At 63.3% G+C, this 17,603-nt stretch carries 15 protein-coding genes, 1 tRNA gene and 1 pseudogene; 12 read left to right on the top strand and 5 right to left on the bottom strand.

Translation table 11 applies throughout. The features are described 5' to 3' along the window. Positions 1–23: 23 nt before the first annotated feature. Positions 24–224, top strand: coding sequence for a sulfur carrier protein ThiS (thiS, locus tag CAL29_RS01690; protein ID WP_094851274.1), 201 nt, complete (start codon positions 24–26; stop codon positions 222–224). 407 nt (positions 225–631) lie between these two features. Here the strand turns inward: thiS and ffh are convergent, their stop codons facing one another. Beyond that, positions 632–2,041: a signal recognition particle protein gene (gene ffh, locus CAL29_RS01685; protein ID WP_094851273.1), complete on the bottom strand. Its 1,410-nt coding sequence runs from the start codon at positions 2,039–2,041 to the stop codon at positions 632–634. A gap of 107 nt (positions 2,042–2,148) precedes the next feature. On the opposite strand from ffh, the gene CAL29_RS01680 reads away from it, so the two are divergent. From CAL29_RS01680 to ampD, 3 genes are all read left to right on the top strand, one after another. Further along, positions 2,149–2,991 carry a cytochrome C assembly family protein gene (locus CAL29_RS01680; protein WP_094851272.1) on the top strand — a complete coding sequence of 281 codons (843 nt, stop codon included), beginning with the start codon at positions 2,149–2,151 and terminating at the stop codon, positions 2,989–2,991. Position 2,992: 1 nt separating this feature from the next. Further along, positions 2,993–3,307, top strand: coding sequence for a PP0621 family protein (locus CAL29_RS01675; RefSeq protein WP_094851271.1), 315 nt, complete (start codon positions 2,993–2,995; stop codon positions 3,305–3,307). A 107-nt stretch (positions 3,308–3,414) separates the two neighbouring features. Further along, a complete protein-coding gene (gene ampD / locus CAL29_RS01670) occupies positions 3,415–3,993 on the top strand; it encodes a 1,6-anhydro-N-acetylmuramyl-L-alanine amidase AmpD (protein WP_094851270.1) in 579 nt (192 codons plus the stop codon). A gap of 946 nt (positions 3,994–4,939) precedes the next feature. Here ampD and htpG read toward each other — a convergent pair. Continuing rightward, positions 4,940–6,850, bottom strand: a complete 1,911-nt coding sequence (gene htpG, locus CAL29_RS01665; RefSeq protein WP_094851269.1) for a molecular chaperone HtpG — start codon at positions 6,848–6,850, stop codon at positions 4,940–4,942. A 193-nt stretch (positions 6,851–7,043) separates the two neighbouring features. Between htpG and CAL29_RS01660 the strand changes: the two genes are divergently transcribed. After that, positions 7,044–7,580 carry a GNAT family N-acetyltransferase gene (locus tag CAL29_RS01660; protein WP_094851268.1) on the top strand — a complete coding sequence of 179 codons (537 nt, stop codon included), beginning with the start codon at positions 7,044–7,046 and terminating at the stop codon, positions 7,578–7,580. 92 nt (positions 7,581–7,672) lie between these two features. After that, positions 7,673–7,757, top strand: a tRNA-Leu gene (locus CAL29_RS01655). A gap of 1,055 nt (positions 7,758–8,812) precedes the next feature. On the opposite strand, the gene CAL29_RS01650 is transcribed toward CAL29_RS01655, so the two are convergent. Then, positions 8,813–9,790: a Bug family tripartite tricarboxylate transporter substrate binding protein gene (locus CAL29_RS01650; protein WP_256977283.1), complete on the bottom strand. Its 978-nt coding sequence runs from the start codon at positions 9,788–9,790 to the stop codon at positions 8,813–8,815. A gap of 64 nt (positions 9,791–9,854) precedes the next feature. Then, the gene (locus CAL29_RS01645) at positions 9,855–11,000 is read right to left on the bottom strand and encodes a mandelate racemase/muconate lactonizing enzyme family protein (RefSeq protein WP_094851266.1); all 1,146 of its coding nucleotides are present in this window, start codon (positions 10,998–11,000) and stop codon (positions 9,855–9,857) included. A gap of 139 nt (positions 11,001–11,139) precedes the next feature. Here CAL29_RS01645 and CAL29_RS01640 point away from each other — a divergent pair, with 139 nt between their 5' ends. Next, positions 11,140–12,069 (top strand): LysR family transcriptional regulator, encoded by a 930-nt coding sequence (locus tag CAL29_RS01640; RefSeq protein ID WP_094851265.1) that lies wholly within the window; start codon positions 11,140–11,142, stop codon positions 12,067–12,069. 196 nt (positions 12,070–12,265) lie between these two features. On the opposite strand, the pseudogene CAL29_RS32245 reads toward CAL29_RS01640, so the two are convergent. Beyond that, positions 12,266–12,355 (bottom strand): annotated as a pseudogene (locus CAL29_RS32245) (transposase); the annotation flags it as partial. Between the two features lie 253 nt (positions 12,356–12,608). On the opposite strand from CAL29_RS32245, the gene CAL29_RS01635 reads away from it, so the two are divergent. The 5 genes from CAL29_RS01635 (at position 12,609) to CAL29_RS01615 (ending at position 17,603) form a co-directional block, all read left to right on the top strand. Next, positions 12,609–13,196 carry a TetR/AcrR family transcriptional regulator gene (locus CAL29_RS01635; RefSeq protein WP_218831792.1) on the top strand — a complete coding sequence of 196 codons (588 nt, stop codon included), beginning with the start codon at positions 12,609–12,611 and terminating at the stop codon, positions 13,194–13,196. Next, the gene (locus tag CAL29_RS01630) at positions 13,193–13,657 is read left to right on the top strand and encodes a tripartite tricarboxylate transporter TctB family protein (RefSeq protein ID WP_094851263.1); all 465 of its coding nucleotides are present in this window, start codon (positions 13,193–13,195) and stop codon (positions 13,655–13,657) included. Before CAL29_RS01635 ends, CAL29_RS01630 begins: the two co-directional genes overlap by 4 nt. A 13-nt stretch (positions 13,658–13,670) precedes the next feature. Then, a complete protein-coding gene (locus tag CAL29_RS01625) occupies positions 13,671–15,224 on the top strand; it encodes a tripartite tricarboxylate transporter permease (RefSeq protein ID WP_094851262.1) in 1,554 nt (517 codons plus the stop codon). A gap of 121 nt (positions 15,225–15,345) precedes the next feature. After that, positions 15,346–16,227, top strand: coding sequence for a tripartite tricarboxylate transporter substrate binding protein (locus CAL29_RS01620; RefSeq protein WP_179283873.1), 882 nt, complete (start codon positions 15,346–15,348; stop codon positions 16,225–16,227). Between the two features lie 41 nt (positions 16,228–16,268). Continuing rightward, a complete protein-coding gene (locus tag CAL29_RS01615; RefSeq protein WP_094851260.1) occupies positions 16,269–17,603 on the top strand; it encodes an MmgE/PrpD family protein in 1,335 nt (444 codons plus the stop codon).

Here is a 17,603-nt window from a genome sequence, read left to right as displayed (position 1 = left end):
TAACCCAACACTTCCGTCTCGCCATGAATATCCAACTCAACGGCCAACCTCGCGACATTCCCGCCGGCGCCACCGTTACGCAACTCGTCGAACTGCTGGGCTACGCCGGCAAGCGAATCGCGGTGGAGCGAAATGGGGAAATTGTTCCGAAAAGTCAGCACGGGATTACATCTCTGAACGCTGATGACAAATTAGAGATAGTTGTCGCGGTCGGCGGTGGTTGAGCACAAATGCCTGGAGATGCTTCGCGTCCGGCTCCGGCCAGCGATGCAAAGGATACAAACCCAGTAATATGCGCTCAACTGTAGAGCAATTTATTGCGCATGAATGCTACGCACATCGTTACACATCATTGCGCTGACTTTCGCCGAGACTACGGATAATCTCAGCAATGCCCGTCGGACTTCCGCAGCGTTTTCGATGGGCTAAACCGGTGCGGATCCTTCCCCTTCCGTGCTGGTGGAATCGGCCAGGCCTCGCCTGGCCTTCTTTTTTTTTGCCGGGCGGTTCGCAGGCAAGCACGCCGCCTCTTGGGGGGCGAAGCGTGGGAGCCCCTTCGATGCATCGCCCAATGTAAAACGGCGCCCCGTGCAGGGCGCCGCCGTCACCGCCGTGCGATGCGCTTACCGCATCACCGCAGTCCGCCGAGTTTCCCCAGGCCCTTCAGGCCGCCCATGGCCCGCATCATCTTGGCCATGCCGCCCTTCTTCATCTGCTTCATCATCCCCTGCATCTGCTCGAACTGGGACAGCAGGCGATTGACCTCTTGCACCGGCACGCCGGCGCCCGTGGCGATGCGCCGCTTGCGCGAGGCCTTGATGAGTTCCGGCTTGGCGCGCTCGGCCGGCGTCATGGAATTGAGTATGCCCTCGGTGCGGCGCAGTTGCTTGTCGGCCTGGCCGTTCTGCAATTGCCCCGCCGCCTGCTGGAACTGGGCCGGCAGCTTTTCCAGCAGCGAGCCCATGTCGCCCAGCTTCTTCACCTGTCCCAATTGCTCGCGGAAGTCGTTGAGGTCGAACTTGTTGCCCGACTTCAGCTTGGACGCCAGCTTCTGCGCCTCGGCGATGTCGATATTCTTCTGCGCCTGCTCGACCAGCGACACGATGTCGCCCATGCCCAGGACGCGCTGCGCCATGCGATCGGGATAGAAGGCTTCCAGGCCGTCGAGCTTTTCCGAGACGCCGACGAATTTCAGCGGCTTGCCGGTGACGTGGCGCACGGACAGGGCCGCGCCGCCGCGCGCGTCGCCGTCCAGCTTGGTCAGCACCACGCCGGTCAGCGGCAGCGCGTCGGCGAAGGCCTTGGCGGTGTTGACCGCGTCCTGGCCCTGCATGGCGTCGACGACGAAGAGGGTTTCGATGGGCTTGACCAGGTCGTACAGCGCGCGGATTTCACGCATCATGGCCTCGTCGATACCCAGGCGGCCCGCCGTATCCAGGATCAGGACGTCGTAGTGGAAGCGGCGCGCGTGGTCGACGGCGTTGCGCGCGATGTCTTCCGGCTTCTGGCTGGGATCGGACGGCAGGAAGTCGACGCCCACCTGGGCGGCCACGGTTTTCAACTGGTCGATAGCGGCCGGACGGTAGACGTCGGCGCTGACCACCAGGACTTTCTTCTTGCCGGTCTTGCGGCCGTTCTGTACGTGATTGCCTTCGGCCAGCCAGCGCGCGAGCTTGCCGGTGGTGGTCGTCTTGCCGGCGCCCTGCAGGCCCGCCATCAGGATGATGGCCGGCGGCTGGGTGGCCAGGGACAGCTCGCCCGCATCCGGTCCCAGGTCGCCGCCCATGAGGGCCGTCAATTCCTTGTGGACCAAGCCGACCAGGGCCTGGCCGGGGCTCAGGCTGGTGGCGACTTCCTCGCCCAGCGCCTTTTCCTTGACGCGGGCCACGAAGTCGCGCACCACGGGCAGCGACACGTCGGCTTCCAACAGGGCCATGCGCACTTCACGCAGCATTTCCTGCGTATTGGCCTCGGTCAGACGGGCTTCGCCGCGCAACGTCTTGACGACGCGCGACAGGCGTTGGGTAAGGTTATCGAGCATGAGATGCGTTTCCGCTTAAACTAGTCGGCTAACTCGTGGCCAGAAAGGCGCGGTTTCGCGCCATGGAGCGCCGGTCGCGCCCAGGCCACATCCAAGATACGGGTTCTATGTCAACAGGCATTGTATTTCACGCGGCCGCCGCCGTCGCTTATGCGGTGCTGGCGGGGTCGCTATGGCGCCGGCTGGGCAAGACCCAGGACGTGCAGAAGGCGGGCCGGGCCAACCGCCTGTGCCTGCTGGGCGCCCTGCTCTTGCAAGGCATCGCGCTCTACGAAAGCATCCTGGGCGGCGAGGCCCTGTTCGTGGGCTGGGCGCTGGCGCTGTCGGCCGCCGTCTGGCTGGGAATGGTGATTTTCTGGCTGGAAAGCCTGCTGGTGCGGATCGACGGGCTGCAATTGCTGCTGCTGCCGGCCGCCACCCTGACCACCGCCCTGGCGGCGCTTTTTCCCCAGGGACAAACCGTGCCGCACGCGCATAACGCCTGGCTGCGCACCCATCTGGTCATCGCCCTGGCCGCCTACGGCCTGATGACGGTGGCGGCGCTGCATGCCGGCCTGATGGCCCTGCTCGACCGCCACCTGCACCGCCCGCCCAGCCCCGCCGGCCAGGCCACCATCGTCGGCCGCGTCCTGGACGTGCAGCCGCCCCTGCTGATGCAGGAATATCTGCTGTTCCGCCTGATTTCGGTGGGCTTCTGCGTGCTGACCCTGACGGTCTGCACCGGCGCCATCGCGTCGTACGAACTTACCGGAAAACCGCTACCCTTCGATCACAAGACGGTTTTCACGCTGCTGTCCTGGCTGACGTTCGGCGTGCTGTTGCTGGGCCGTTACCTGAAGGGCTGGCGCGGGCGCGTGGCGCTGCGCTGGACGCTGGTCGGCTTTGCCTTGCTGATTCTGGCCTATACCGGAAGCCGGTTCGTGCTGGAAGTGATTTTGCATCGAGGTTGACGTGGGTAAGCTGATTTTCTGGTTCGTCATCGGACTGGTCATCATGACGGTCGCGCGCATCGCCGCGCGCGCCGGCGCACGCGCGGCGCAGCAGCAGGCGCGCGAGCAGGCCCGGCAGCAACAGCAGCCCGGCCACGGCAACCGGGCCAACGCCGGCGGGGACCGGCCCGGCCGGCCGGCGGCGGTTCAGCAGGCCGAACAGATGGTGCGCTGCGCGCATTGCGGCATCCACCTGCCGCGTTCGGAAGCCGTGCTCAGCGCCGGGGAAACGTATTGCGGGCAGGAACATGCCCGGCTGGGCGTGGCGCGGCATTGAGCCGTCCCTCCACGGGATGGCGGCGATAACAAGAGGTCCGCGGGCGCCCTGGCGCCGCGCATGGCCCGCGCGCCACGCAAGTCATAACGCCAACTATGGGAGATCGCATGTCTTTGCAATTGGACCGACACGGCTGGCTCAAGCCGGTGCGCGGCGTCTCGCTGACGCCGTCGCCTAATTTCAATGAACGTCCGCGAGGCACGGAAGTCAGCCTGCTGGTCATCCACAACATCAGCCTGCCGCCCGGGGAATTCGGCGGCCCGTATATCGAAGGCCTGTTCTGCAACCGCCTGGATTATGGCGCGCATCCCTGGTTCGAGCGCCTGCGGGGCTTGCGCGTCGCCGCGCATTTCCTCGTCCGCCGCGACGGCGCCGTCCAGCAATTCGTTTCCACCGACAAGCGGGCCTGGCATGCGGGCGCGTCACGCCTGGGCAAGCGCGAGGGCTGCAACGATTTTTCCGTGGGCATCGAACTGGAAGGCACGGATGTGCTGCCCTATACCGACGAACAATACGCGACGCTGGCCCGGCTGACGTCGGCCCTCAAGGCGCGCTACCCGTTGGTCCACGCCTGGGGCCACGAACATATCGCGCCGGGCCGCAAGACCGACCCCGGTCCCGCCTTCGATTGGCCGCGGTTCGGCGCCACGTGCGGTTTCCTGCGGCGGGCCCTGCCACCCGGCTGAACCTGCGGGGAAAGCACCGCCACCCGGGCCCTGGGGAAGGTCAGGCCCGGCACGTGGGCGGCGACGGCCGGCTCGATACTCAACGTGTCGCATGACGACGCGGCATGGCGGCCGCCGAATTCCATCCGTATGCCGGCGGGCGCACAGGCGCGCGGATACCCCAGCGCGCTGGGGTAGTAAAGCCATACCTGCCCGGCATCCTCGCTGACCTTGACCCGGATCCCGGCGGTGGGCATCGCCTGCGCCAACGACACTTGAAGGGCGGGCACCAAGTCCTGGTTGACGTGGTGACGTAGCGCAGCCTTGAGCAGGTCCGGCAGCATCGTCAGGCCGGGAATATCGGCGACCAGGCTGCGGGCGTCGATCGCGATCTTCAAGTCGTCGGGGAAATGCCCGATGACCCGATATAGCTTCGATAGCAACATTCCGCTCTCGAAAACCATCGGCTTGCGGCGCGGCCAAGTGGAAAGCGCGACCAGCACCTGGCACAGCCAGATATCCTTCTCCAGGATTTCTGCCCGGCGTCCGAGCACGGGGGCCAGCCCGCGGAGCAGATCCGCTTGTTCGCGTAGCGGCAGGTCAAAGTAATGGGGCGAGTCGGGATCGAGAAAGTTCTGTGCGGTCATGGCTGCTCGGGGCGTGCGCCATCCAGGCCGGCATTGAAGCCTTGGACGGCGCGTGAAGCTTGAAATTCGCTTTGTGGCGGCCGTTCCGCAATCGTCCTGAAAGTATCTGTCGCGATCTGGTCACGGTGCTCGTGGAGAAGCTGGCCGCGTCGTCGGACAAAGCCGACGCGTCGCTTCGACGCTATCGATCTCCAGCGCCGTCCAGGAAGCAGAAGGGCCAGGCCTCCCTGGGGAAACCTGGCCCGTTCATCGCCTTTTCTGAAGCCGCGTCGTCTCGAAGGACTACGCGGGATCACCGGCGAATTGGCGTCAAGCGATCATCAAGCCGCCTTCAGCAGCAGCGCGTTCAAGCGCTTCACGAACGCGGCCGGATCCGACAGTTGGCCGCCCTCGGCGAGCATGGCCTGATCCAGCAGCAACTCGGCCCACTGGCCGAAATCGCTGTCGCCCGCGTCGCGGATGCGTTGGACCAGGGCGTGCTCCGGATTGATTTCCAGCGTCGGCTTGATGTCCGGCGCCTGCTGGCCGGCGGCCTTGAGCATGCGCAGCAGGTTCGGGCTCAGGTCGTTCTGCCCGACCACCACGCAGGCCGGCGAATCGACCAGACGCAGGGTCACCCGAACGTCGGCCACCTTGTCGCCCAGGGCGGTCTTCAGGCGTTCGACCAGCGGCTTGAATTCCTCCTGCACGTCGGCCTGGCGCTTCTTTTCTTCCTCGTCCGCCAGGGCGTCCAGGTCCAGCCCGCCCTTGGCGACCGACACCAGGGACTTGCCCTCGAATTCGCGCAGGTAGGACAGCATCCACTCATCCACGCGCTCCCACAGCAGCAGCACCTCGATGCCCTTCTTGCGGAAGATCTCCAGGTGCGGGCTGTTGCTGGCGGCGGCATAGCTTTCGCCGGTGACGTAGTAAATCTTGTCCTGGCCTTCCTTCATGCGCGACACGTAGTCCGCCAGCGAAACGGATTGCGTGTCGTCGCCCGAGTTCGTCGAGGCGAAGCGCAGCAGCTTGGCGATGCGTTCCAGGTTGGCCTGGTCCTCGCCCGTGCCTTCCTTCAGCACCTGGCCGAACTCGTTCCAGAAGGTGACGTAGTCGTCCTTGCGGTTTTCCGCCATGTCTTCCAGCAACGACAGGATGCGCTTGGCCGAGCCTTCGCGGATGGCGCGCACGTCACGGCTTTCTTGCAGGATTTCACGCGAGACGTTCAGCGGCAGGTCGGCCGAATCGATCACGCCGCGCACGAAGCGCAGATAGGACGGCAGCAGTTGTTCCGCGTCGTCCATGATGAAGACGCGCTTGACGTACAGCTTCACGCCGCGGCGGCCGTCGCGGTCCCACATGTCCATGGGCGCGTGCTTGGGGATGTACAGCAGTTGCGTGTATTCGCTGCGGCCTTCGACGCGGTTGTGCGTCCAGGCCAGCGGATCGTCGTAATCGTGGGCGACGTGCTTGTAGAACTCCTTGTACTGCTCGTCGGTGATGTCGCCCTTGGAGCGGGTCCACAGCGCATTGGCCTGGTTGACGGTTTCCAGTTCCTCTTTCTTGACCTGCTCGCCCTTCTCGGCGTCCCATTCTTCCTTCGCCATGCGGATGGGCAGGGAGATGTGGTCGGAATAGCGACGCAGGATCTCGCGCAGCTTCCAGCCGCTGAGCAGATCGTCCTCGTCGGCGCGCAGGTGCAGGATGACGTCGGTGCCGCGCGTGGCCTTTTCGGTGGCGGCGATGGTGAACTCGCCCTGGCCGTCCGACTCCCAGCGCACCGCGTCTGCGGCGGGCGTGCCGGCGCGGCGGGTAATCACCGTGACCTTGTCGGCGACGATGAAGGAGGAATAGAAACCGACGCCGAACTGGCCGATCAACTGGGCATCCTTCTGCTTGTCGCCGGTCAGCTTGGAGAAGAACTCCTTGGTGCCGGAGCGGGCGATGGTGCCGAGGTTGGCAATGGCTTCGTCGCGAGTCAGGCCGATGCCGTTGTCCGAAATCGTGATCGTGCGCGCGGCCTTGTCATAGTCCACCCGGATGGCCAGATCGCCGTCGCCTTCCAGCAGGGCAGCGTTATCAATGGCTTCGAAGCGAAGCTTGTCGCAGGCGTCCGAAGCATTCGACACCAGCTCGCGCAGGAAGATTTCCTTGTTGCTGTAGAGCGAATGGATCATGAGGTGCAGCAGTTGCTTCACCTCGGCCTGGAAGCCCAGGGTTTCGGACGGGGTAGAGGAGACGGTTTCGTTCATGGTGTCGAAATCTTCAAGGTCTGGGAAAGGAGGGAATGCCAAAGGCCCGCCGGATACGCTACCGGCTCCCGGCGGATAGCGCCAGCAGCCGTAAGAATAGGGGCGGAGGGGGATATTTCAAGGGGGCTATGATAATCAACCGGCCGGGGAAGCTCGAAAGCGTGCTTGAGGCCGGTTCGATGGGAGGAATCACTTGGGCAGCACTCGTAATAATGGGGTTCGCTTCGAAATCCGGCGTTACCGGCCGGCCGACAAGCAGGGAGTAGCGGACACCATACTCCCCATCCAGCGCGAGGAATTCGGGATCCCGATCACGGCGGAGGACCAGCCGGACCTGGCCGCGATCGAGGCCTTCTACCAGACGGGCAAGGGCGATTTCTGGGTGGCGGTGACCGGGGAGGACGGCTCCCCCACGGGCGAAGGTAAGGTCATCGGCACCATCGCCTTAAAGGACATCGGCGACCACCAGGCCGCCCTGCGCAAGATGTTCGTCGCGGCGCCCTACCGCGGCCGGAACCTCGGCGTCGCCGCCCGCTTGCTGGAAACCTTGCTGGCGGCGGCCCGGCAACGCGGGTTGCGGCGGATCTACCTGGGCACGACAGCCAAGTTCCTGGCGGCTCACCGGTTCTACGAAAAGCACGGATTCACAGAAGTGACACCGGACGCCCTGCCGGCGAGCTTCCCGAGGATGGCGGTGGATACGAAGTTCTATACGATCGAGCTGGGATAGGGACCGGGGCGCCAGGCAAAGTTCCCCGAAACCGCTATAATCCCGCTCTCTGCACCAACGCGTACCCCATCAGGGGCCACCGCGCACGATCCGCCCGGGTGGTGAAATTGGTAGACGCAGGGGACTCAAAATCCCCCGCCGCAAGGCGTGCCGGTTCGATTCCGGCCCCGGGCACCACAGGATTCTAGGGCTTCTTACTGATAGTATGCGCTTCGCGAGCCCCTAAACATTCCGCAATCGTTCCGCGTCACGTTCCGCGTTTGGATCTAGTAGCTGGTTTGCGTCTCCAGTTTCCTGGGCCCCGATATCGGCGGCCCTTTCCTGCCCCCCAAGGACACCCGGCCCCAATCGGGCCGGCATTCTTAGGATAGATTCCCTTATGAGGACTACTACCTCTGCAGCAGGCTCAGGCGACGGTGGCTCGATATCAGCAATGGGAATGATACCCGGTGGCCACCGCTTGCGTTGCTTGCGGCGGCGGAGTGACCGGCTTCCCGTCAGGCGTCTTCATCGCAGGGAGCTCGCCTTGGGGGACTGTGGCAACTGTACTGGCCGTTGTGACGAGCACCGGTGCCGAAGATTTGCCGGTAAGAATGCCGGACATGGGCGCCGCGGCAGCGACCTTTAACCTTTATTGGCTCCGCTTGAGGAAGCGTCGCCGGATTGCTGGATAAGCGATCGTTCGCCGGCAGCCGGGGATCATCGGCCTGGTCGATGGCGACACGGTTGTCGTTGGGAGGGCATCGGCGGAGCCGGCGCGACAAAGCCGCGGGCCGAAAGGAGGCAGGCCGCCGAGGCTACGGCAGCCAAAAAAGGAAACTCGCATGGTGACGCCAGGGGAGATGTGGCGGCCCGGAACGGGCCAGTGTTATTACAGCAGATCGTTGGCTCTGGCCGGCGACCAGGCGGGGATGCCCTGCCATTCAAGTTTGCGAAAGTCTCAGCATTGCGGCGCTCGTGGGCAAGGACGGATCGATTAACTGCCGAGGAAGACGCTGAACTACGAAACACCGGCAGATCGATTTGGCCGAGCCGTTGCAACGACCAGTTGAATGAACAGCCGAAAGACGACGTTCGCCGGCCCTACCAGCCATCGGTGGCACGCGGTCACCACTTTGCTTAGGAATATTCCAAGTTAAACGAAATCCTCGGTGGAGAATTCCAAGTTATGGCACAGCAGCGCCGATTCTGATGGCAACGTACAGCTAAGTAATTGAAACTCAAGCGATGCCCTATTGCTGTATTTTCTCGAAATGGATCTGTTCCGTGAGCTGCTTCCAGGTTGCGATGTCCTGCTTGATCCGCTCGCCATACTCCTCCGGAGTGGTGGCCGCGGCATACACGCCCATACGATCGAATGCTTGCACCACAACCGGATCCTTGAGAGCGGAATCCAGTGCCGTATTCAACGCGGCGACCACCGCCGGCGGCGTGTGGGCCGGCGCCACGACACCATACCAGGTAGGACTGTTTAGATCCGGCAACCCTGCTTCCGCGTAGGTGGGAACGTCCGGCAACGCCTCAATGCGGGCGGCCGACTGTACCGCCAGCGCGCAGAACTTGCCACTCTGCACATGCGGCAGCGCCGAACTTACGCTGTCGAAAACGACGTCGATCTGCCCCGCATACAGATCGTTGATAGCCGGTGCCAGCCCTTTGTAGGGAACGTGAAGCATCTGCGTTCCTGTCGCGGCTTCGAAGCGTGCTCCGGTCAGATGTGAAAGCGTGCCGGTTCCCGCCGAGCCGAACGCGATCTTGCCAGGCGCCTTCTTGAGGTTAGCGATGAAGGTTGCCAGTTTGCAGTCCGGCGCCACCTTATGCGAGGCGACCAGAATACCGGGTGACACAACGATCTGTCCCACAGGCGCGAAGTCCTTCACAGGATCGTATGAGAGGCGCTCGTAGATGCTGGGAGCAATCGCGTGCGTAGACGCATTGGCGATCAAAATAGTGTAACCGTCCGGCGCCGCCCGCCTCACCATATTCACTGCGATGGACCCGCCAGCGCCGGCGCGATTCTCGATGACTATCGTCTGCCCCAGCTTCTTGCTCATCTCCACCTGGACGGCCCGCGCCGCAGTGTCCGCCGGACCGCCCGGGGCCATCGGCACCACCAGCGTTATCGGACGGTCGGGAAAGCCCGCTGCCTCTGCCCGCGCAGGCAGACTGGACGCAAATAATCCAACCGCCGCCAACCCTAGCGCGAACACGCACCCGCCCCCGGGGTGATGTGTAAAAACACCCATGTCATGTCCCTCCACTTATATTTATTGATCAACGCAACAGGTAGCCGTGACCATCGCGGCCATCGTTCATCGTGTCGTCTGGCCCCTCGACCCGGGCGTCCTTGAGCTGATCGTAATTCGGCGTAAAGCCCAGCCCCGGCGTTTTGGGTATCTCCATCTTGCCATTCAGCGGATCCGGAGTGCCGACAAAGAAGCGTTTGCCCGTCTGCCACATCCCGTAGTGGAACTCGACTGGGCCGCCGTTCAGTACGCCGGCAAGCAGATGCATATTGAATATCGGCCATCCGCCGCCATTCGACATAGGCAGATTGAATGCCTGCGCCAGGTGCGCGACTTTCAAGGATTCGGTATAGCCGCCGTTGTAAAGCACGTTGGGCTGAATGACGTCGACCGCGTGATGGACCACCAGTTCGCGGTAGCGCCATCGGTGGCCCTCCATCTGGCCGGCAGCGATGGGAATGGAGGTGTGCTGCCGCAGATCGGCCAGCGCGCGGGCGTCATTCTGCTGCAAGGGTTCCTCGAACCACGTGAGGTTGCACTCCTCGATGGCCCGGCACAACAAGCGCGCTTCGTGGGGATTGAAATAGCAGTTCGCGTCGATCATCAGTTGCACGTCCGGGCCGATGGCGGCGCGGGCCGCCCGCACACGACGGGCGTCATCCTGCCAGGTGCGTGACGGCTCGCCCACGACCATTTTCAAGGCACGATGGCCCTCGGCCACAAATTTTCGGCCATATTCGGCCAGTTGATCCTCGTCGAAAAACGGATAGCCGAACGTCGCGTAAGTATTTGCCCAATCCCGGTAGCCCCCCAGCAGTTCGGCGACGGTACGCTTTTCTTTCTTGCCGCGTATGTCCCACAATGCAATGTCGATGGCGGACAGTGCGTTGGAAATCACGCCCGTGTACGCGCGATTATTCAACTTCTTCCACACAGTCGAATGGATCTTTTCGGTGTGGTAAGGATCCATACCCTTCAAGGTTGGAAGTATGTGGTCCTTGATGGCGGTAATCACGGCCCACGGCAGGAACTGCCCCGTGATACCCAGACCGGAAATGCCTTCGTCCGTTTCCACCTCAACGAAGACGAATGCGCGGCTCTCAATGGATTTTCCGATACCGGGAAGATCGATTTCATTTCGGTGGAGGGATGCTTTGATGTCGGTGATTTTCATGCGTGGTTAAGGAAAAGCGAGGGGCGCCGCCCTTCTGATCAATGGCGCGTTTTGCACCTAGAAACTTTAAAAGCGGAGGTACTATTCGTCCAATAGAACTATAAGATCGATTAATGAGTTTTTTTGATAGGAACCTGCCATGACTGCCGCCCTCCGGCACCTGCGCTGCTTTGTGGAAGTTGCCGTCTGGCAAAGCGTTTCCAAGGCCGCACTTCAACTCAACGTGTCACAGTCCGCGCTGACGCTGACGTTGCAGCAGCTGGAAGCGTCCATAGGAGTGCGCCTGTTCGATCGAACGACGCGGACGCTGCTGCTTACCGCTGCGGGGGAAGAGTTCCTGCCGACAGCGCGCAGATTGCTGGAGGATTTCGATTCTGCCTTGGGCAAGATGCGCGCACTAGGCGCCCGCACGCGGGGGCATGTCAGTATTTCCGTGGTCCCCTCGATCATGGCGCTCGTGATCCCGCAGGTGCTGGGAAAATTCATGAAGAGCCATCCAGGTGTTTCTGTACACCTGCAGGAAGACAGTTCCGACGCCGCCGAAGAACGGGTACTGAAGCGCGAAGCCGATTTTGGCATCACCAGTCCGCTGAACCGACTATCGAATTTGAGGTATACGCCTCTTTTTGACGATCAGTTCGCCGTGCTGTTCGCGAAAGGTCATCCGCTGACGAAGTTGCGGCGCGTTCGATGGATTGACCTAGAGCCATATCAGATCATTGGATTCTCTCAATCCAGCAGGCTGGCGATGCAGCTTAGGCAGATGCCATCTTCGGACATGCCGGAAAACGTGCGAAATCCAAGTTGCCAGGTCAGCCACACGGCAACGATCGAATCATTGATCAATCAGGGCCTGGGCATCTGTGCGCTGCCGTCGTTGTCGGCAAAGCGAGTTCCCCTAAACAAGCTGCAATGCCGCCTGTTGGAAGACCCCACCTGCCACCGCCAGATGTGTCTGGTCCAGCCTGACCAGCGTAGCCTGACACCGGCAGCCGAAGCCTTGCTCGAACTAATGCTCCAGGAGATCCCGCGCTCGGCCCGCGCCGAAGGTGTTCGGATGCTGATCTAGCGTGAATGCGGGCAGCGAGTGGAAGCCTCCCAAAGCTGTCCAATTGCTGCTTGGCGAAATACAGCGCCTGCAACACCGCGATTGCGCCAGGTACAAGTGTCGACGTTCCTTTTGCGAGGCCGTCAGCTTCCAGTGATGGCGATGACCAGGCTGAGCGAGCCCCGGTTCTTCCGGCCTTCGGGGTCCGTTGCTGCCATAGCCTGGGAAAGTTCTGATTGACCAGGCGCACAACGTGAAAGCGGTCGGCCACGATCATCGCGGTGGGGAATACTGGCGGGCGATCTATAGGTCCGTCTCGGACAGGTCAATCACGATGACACGCACCTAGTCCTTGCCGGGCAAGGGCGCTTGAGATTGCGTCAGCTCGAATACGCGAAACGCGGTGGCCAACAAGCTGAACAGCAGCTGAGAGTCACTGCTTTCGGCTATTTGCAGATGAATTATTTGACGTTGGTCCACCCCGGGACGCCACGTATTCTTCGGTAGAACGAACGTTCTTTCTACCGGCCATGCAAACTGCATCATCGCTTGATTCCTCCTTGCCCACCCGTGATCGCATCATCGCGGCGGTCGGCGAGTTGTTTTATCGACATGGGACGTATCTGCTTGGCGTTGATAGCCTCGTGCGGCATTTGCGCATCACCCGCGCGACGCTATACAGGCATTTCCGCGGCAAGGAAGGACTGGTGCTGGCTTATCTTCGGCATCGGCATGAATGCGTCAGCCGACAGCTACTGGACCTGGTCACAGACAAATCCGGCGCCGAGGCCGTAGACGCCATCTTCGCCAGCCTGGAAACGAAGACCCGCGACGAACACTATCGCGGTTGCGCGTTCGTCATCGCGGTGACGGAGAATCCGCGATCGGAGGCCATCTTCGCGGTGGGCCAGGAGCACAAGGCATTTTTACGTGCCCTCTTCGTCCGGCTGTTGCAGGCCGAGCCGGACCGGAAGAACGGCGTGAACGGCGCCAGCGACGCGCTGGCCGACCAACTGCTGCTGCTCTACGAAGGCGCGCTTGCCGCGTCGGTACTGCGTCCGCAAGCGCGGCCCGCCACCACGGCCCGCGCCATCGTGGCCATGCTGCTGAGCGGGCGCAAAGACACATCGTGCGGGGCCGCGCAATGACACAGCTTGCCCTGGGCGCCGCCGCCCTCATCATTGCCCTGATCTACGGCTGGGGCATCTCGCAGATTCCCGTGCTTCAGTTCGGCGACCCATTGGGGCCGCGCCTGTTCCCCGAGGTGCTCACAATCGCCTTGATCATCGTCGGCATCGTCTTGATCGTGCAAGGGTGCGCCCGGGCCGCACTGCGCGCGGACGGCGCCCGCTTCTACCGCTACGTGCGCGATCAGGATTTCCGCGTGCTGTTGACCGTGTCGATCTGGACCGGGCTCTATTTCCTGTTTTTCGAGACCTTGGGCTATGCCCTGGCGACCGCGGCATTTCTGCTGGGCCTGATCCTGCGCTTTCATCACGGCAACCGTTACGCGGGCGCCGCCGTCGCCATTCTTTTCGCCGGCGGCAGCTATCTGCTGTTCGCCGGCCTGTTCGGCGTTCCCCTGCCCGTCGGCTTCCTCCCCTTTTGAACGCGGCAATACCATGAATAACTTCGAGCACATGCTGCACGGCTTCGCCGCAGCCGTCGAACCGCGCAATCTGCTTTTCGTGCTGATAGGCAGCATCCTGGGTACCGTGGTGGGCGTACTACCTGGCCTGGGGCCCGCGGCGGGCATCGCGCTGCTGTTGCCGCTGACCTTCGGCATGGATCCCACCAGCGCGCTCATCATGGTCGCCGGCATGTACTACGGCGCCATGTATGGCGGATCGACGACCTCCATCCTGATCAACACCCCGGGCGAATCCGCATCGGTGATGACCACGCTCGACGGCTATCAGATGGCCAAGAACGGGCGTGCCGGCGCGGCGCTGGCCGTCTCCGCCATCGGGTCCTTCATCGCCGGCACGTTCAGCGTCGTGGCGCTAAGCGTGCTGGCCGTGCCGTTGGCGCGCTTCGGCCTGAAATTCGGTCCGGTCGAATACTTCAGCCTGATGTTGTTCTCCATGTCGGCGGTGTCCAGCCTGACCGGCGCGTCGCTGGCCAAGGGCCTGCTGTCCATGGTGCTGGGCCTGATGATCGCCACGGTGGGCATAGACCTGCAGAGCGGCTCGCCCCGCTTCACCGGCGCAGTGCCCGAGCTGCAGGACGGCATCAGCTTCCTGGCGGTGGCGGTGGGCATGTTCGCGATATCCGAAGTCTTCGTTACCTTCGAGGAGCATTGCCGCGGCATGGCGCCCGCGATGCGCATCCGCGGCAGGCTGTGGCTCACGCGCGAAGAATGGTCACGCTCGGTCATGCCCATCGTGCGCGGCACGCTGATCGGCTTCGTCAAGGGCATCCTGCCAGGCCCCGGCGCCACCATCGCCACCATCCTGTCCTACGGCCTGGAGCGCGGTATCCACAAAGACAAGCATAAGTTCGGCACCGGCATGATCGAGGGCGTGGCGGGCCCCGAGGCGGCCAATAACGCCGCGGCCGGCGGCTCGATGGTTCCCCTGCTGACCCTGGGCCTGCCTAGCAATGGCACGACCGCCGTGCTGCTCGGGGCTTTCGTCATGTACGGCCTGCAGCCTGGCCCGCTGATGATGACCCGCAATCCGGAAGTGGTCTGGGGGCTGATCGACAGCATGTACCTGGGCAACGTCATGCTGTTCGTGCTCAACCTGCCGCTGGTATTCATCTTCGTGCGCCTGCTCCATGTCCCGGCCGGCATCCTGCTGCCCTTGATCCTGGCCATCGCCACCATAGGCGTTTACTCGATCGACGGCAGCACGCTGGACCTTGGCTTGATCCTGGGCTTCGGCCTGGTCGGCTATGTGTTTCGCAAGCTCGATGTGCCGCTGGCTCCCATGGTGCTGGCCGTGGTGCTGGGCAAGAGCCTGGAGCAATCGTTCCGGCAATCGATGACCCTGTCCAGCGCCGATCCCGCCATCTTTCTATCCAGCGGCCTGTCGGTGACCTTCCTGATCCTGGCCGCGCTGATGTTCCTCCTGCCTTACGCCTGGAAACACCGGACCCGCCTGGCCGCCCTGCTACGTGGCCGGACCGCGCCTTCCTCCCGTCCATCACCACAGACCTCCACCGATGAATCCTGATCCGATCTCCCTGCCGCGCCGCCGCGCCCTTCTTGCCGCTTCCGCCGGCTTGGGATGGGCTGCGCTGCCGGCTTTGTCCCGCGCTCAATCCCCAGCCGGCGCATGGGTTCCCGACCGCCCCGTGGAAATCGTCGTCGGCGTGGGCCCTGGCGGCGCGCAGGATCGCACCGGCCGGGACGTGGAGCGCTTCCTGAAGCAAGCCGGCTATGCCCCGGCGGGCAGCGTCGTGTCCAACCGCCCAGGCGGCGGCCACGCCGTCGCGATGGCCTATACGCTCAAGCACGCCAAGGAGGCCAATATCCTGCAGGTCGTCGGCGGCGTCGTGCTGTCCAACAATATCCTGGGCCGCAGTCCGATCTCGTACTCGCAGTTCACACCCATCTCCATCCTGTTCGATGAACTGATGGTCTTCGCGGTCGGCAGCAAATCGTCGATCAAGACACCGGCCGACCTCATCGCCAGACTGAAACAGGACCCGGCCTCGGTGTCGTTCTCCATCTCGTCCGGGATAGGCACCACCAACCACGTCAGCGTGCTGCTCCTGGCGAAACAACTGGGCCTGGACCTGAAGAAGATCAAGGCCATCAGCTTCAACTCGTCCACGGAGGGCGTGACGGCAACCATAGGCGGGCACGTGGAAGTCGCCGTCACCACGCCTTTCGCGCTGAATCCTTTCGTTGAATCGCGCGATTTGCGCTACATCGCCGTCGCCAGCGCCGAGCGCGCCACCGGCCCCCTTGCGCAGGTGCCCACGTGGCGTGAATTGGGCTACGACGTCGTCGTGCCCGCCTGGCGGGGCGTTCTGGCGCCGCCCGGACTGACGCCTGCCCAGGTCGCGTATTGGGACAAGGCATTCGCAGCCATCACCGCCACCGCCGAATGGAAGGCCATGCTGGATGCCGAACTGCTGGTGGCGCACCGCCTGGACAGCGCCCAGACCGCCGCCTATCTGCGGAGCGAGGACAAGCGCTTCCGCGAATTGCTTGGCGGCTTCAGCCGTTGAATCCACACACGCATCGACGCCTACCCTGAACACGGACGACCATGACCACCCTCCCCATTTCGCTGGCTTTCGCCCGCAACATCCTGGCCTTCTCGCGCCGTCAATTACCCGAAGCCGCCTTCGTGCGCGCTCGTTCCGCCATCATCGATACGATTGGCGTCACGCTGGCAGGCAGCCGCCATGACGGCAGCGCCATCCTGCGCTCGGTGATCGAGCCCACAGCGGCGCAAGGCAAATCCCGCGTGCTGGGCACCGACCTCAGGCTCAACAGCCTGGATGCCGCGCTGCTCAACGGGCAGGCCGCGCACATGCTGGATTACGACGACTCCAACTCCTACCTGCACGGGCATCCATCGGTCGCCATCCTGCCGGCCGCGCTGGCCGTCGCCGACGAACACGGCATAGATGGCCAAACGCTGCTCCAGGCCTACATCACCGGCTTCGAGGCCGTGGCGCGCCTGGGCAGCACGGTCGGGCGACGCCAATATACGCACGGCTGGCACCCGACCACCACCATCGGCATTTTCGGCGCCGTGGCGGCGGCGGGCGTATTGCTGGCGTTGAACGAAGCGCAACTGGCCACGGCCCTGGGCATAGCGGCGTCCTTCGCCGCCGGCATCAAGTCCAACTTCGGCAGCATGACCAAGCCGCTGATCGTCGGCCACGCGAACCGCAACGCCCTGCTCGCCGTGTTGCTCGCGAAGAACGGCCACACCGCCGGCGCGCAGGCCTTCGAGCATCCGCAGGGCTATTTCGCGGTGTTCAACGGCGGCCCCGACACGTATGCGCCCCAGTTCCTGACGGAAGACTGGGACGCTGAACCGCGCATCCTGGACCGCGAGAAAGGCGTAAAGCAGAAGCGCTACCCCTGCTGCTTCGCGCTGGCGCCGGTGCTCGATGGCGTGTTGGCACTGCGTGCGGAACATGATCTGCGCCCCGACGATATCGCCAGCGTGGCGATCGGCGTCCATGCCATTCGTTTCCCGCACATCAACGTGCCGAATCCGGTGGATCCGCTGGGCGGCAAGTTCTCGACCAGCTACGCCGTGGCACGCGCGCTGGTCCAGGGCGCCATCACGATGGAAGATTTCGAGCATGAAAGCCGCTTCAACGACACGGCGACACGCGCCTTGATGCCCAAAGTGAGCCTGTCCGTCTATGAGCGCGATAACCCGAGCGGCGCGACGGTCGTCATCCGGACAAACGGCGGCCAGGTCCACGAGCGCTATGTGGAGGCGGCGGTGGGCACCACCCATGACCTGCCGCTCAGCGCCGAAACGCTTGAGCAGAAATTCCTCAACTGCGCGGGCCGCGTGCTGACGCCGGCGGCTGCCGAGGCTTTATTGCAACGCCTTGAACAGGATCAGTACGCCTGA

The sequence above is a fragment of the Bordetella genomosp. 10 genome, assembly GCF_002261225.1.
Lineage (GTDB): Bacteria > Pseudomonadota > Gammaproteobacteria > Burkholderiales > Burkholderiaceae_B > Bordetella_C.
This window is presented reverse-complemented; position numbering and strand designations above follow the sequence as displayed.

Excerpts from the sequence above, each read along its gene's own strand:
- thiS (WP_094851274.1), top strand. The coding sequence starts at position 24 with ATGAATATCCAACTCAACGGCCAACCTCGCGACATTCCCGCCGGCGCC.
- ffh (WP_094851273.1), bottom strand. The coding sequence starts at position 2,041 with ATGCTCGATAACCTTACCCAACGCCTGTCGCGCGTCGTCAAGACGTTG.
- CAL29_RS01680 (WP_094851272.1), top strand. The coding sequence starts at position 2,149 with ATGTCAACAGGCATTGTATTTCACGCGGCCGCCGCCGTCGCTTATGCG.
- ampD (WP_094851270.1), top strand. The coding sequence starts at position 3,415 with ATGTCTTTGCAATTGGACCGACACGGCTGGCTCAAGCCGGTGCGCGGC.
- htpG (WP_094851269.1), bottom strand. The coding sequence starts at position 6,850 with ATGAACGAAACCGTCTCCTCTACCCCGTCCGAAACCCTGGGCTTCCAG.
- CAL29_RS01645 (WP_094851266.1), bottom strand. The coding sequence starts at position 11,000 with ATGAAAATCACCGACATCAAAGCATCCCTCCACCGAAATGAAATCGAT.
- CAL29_RS01640 (WP_094851265.1), top strand. The coding sequence starts at position 11,140 with ATGACTGCCGCCCTCCGGCACCTGCGCTGCTTTGTGGAAGTTGCCGTC.
- CAL29_RS01630 (WP_094851263.1), top strand. The coding sequence starts at position 13,193 with ATGACACAGCTTGCCCTGGGCGCCGCCGCCCTCATCATTGCCCTGATC.
- CAL29_RS01625 (WP_094851262.1), top strand. The coding sequence starts at position 13,671 with ATGAATAACTTCGAGCACATGCTGCACGGCTTCGCCGCAGCCGTCGAA.
- CAL29_RS01615 (WP_094851260.1), top strand. The coding sequence starts at position 16,269 with ATGACCACCCTCCCCATTTCGCTGGCTTTCGCCCGCAACATCCTGGCC.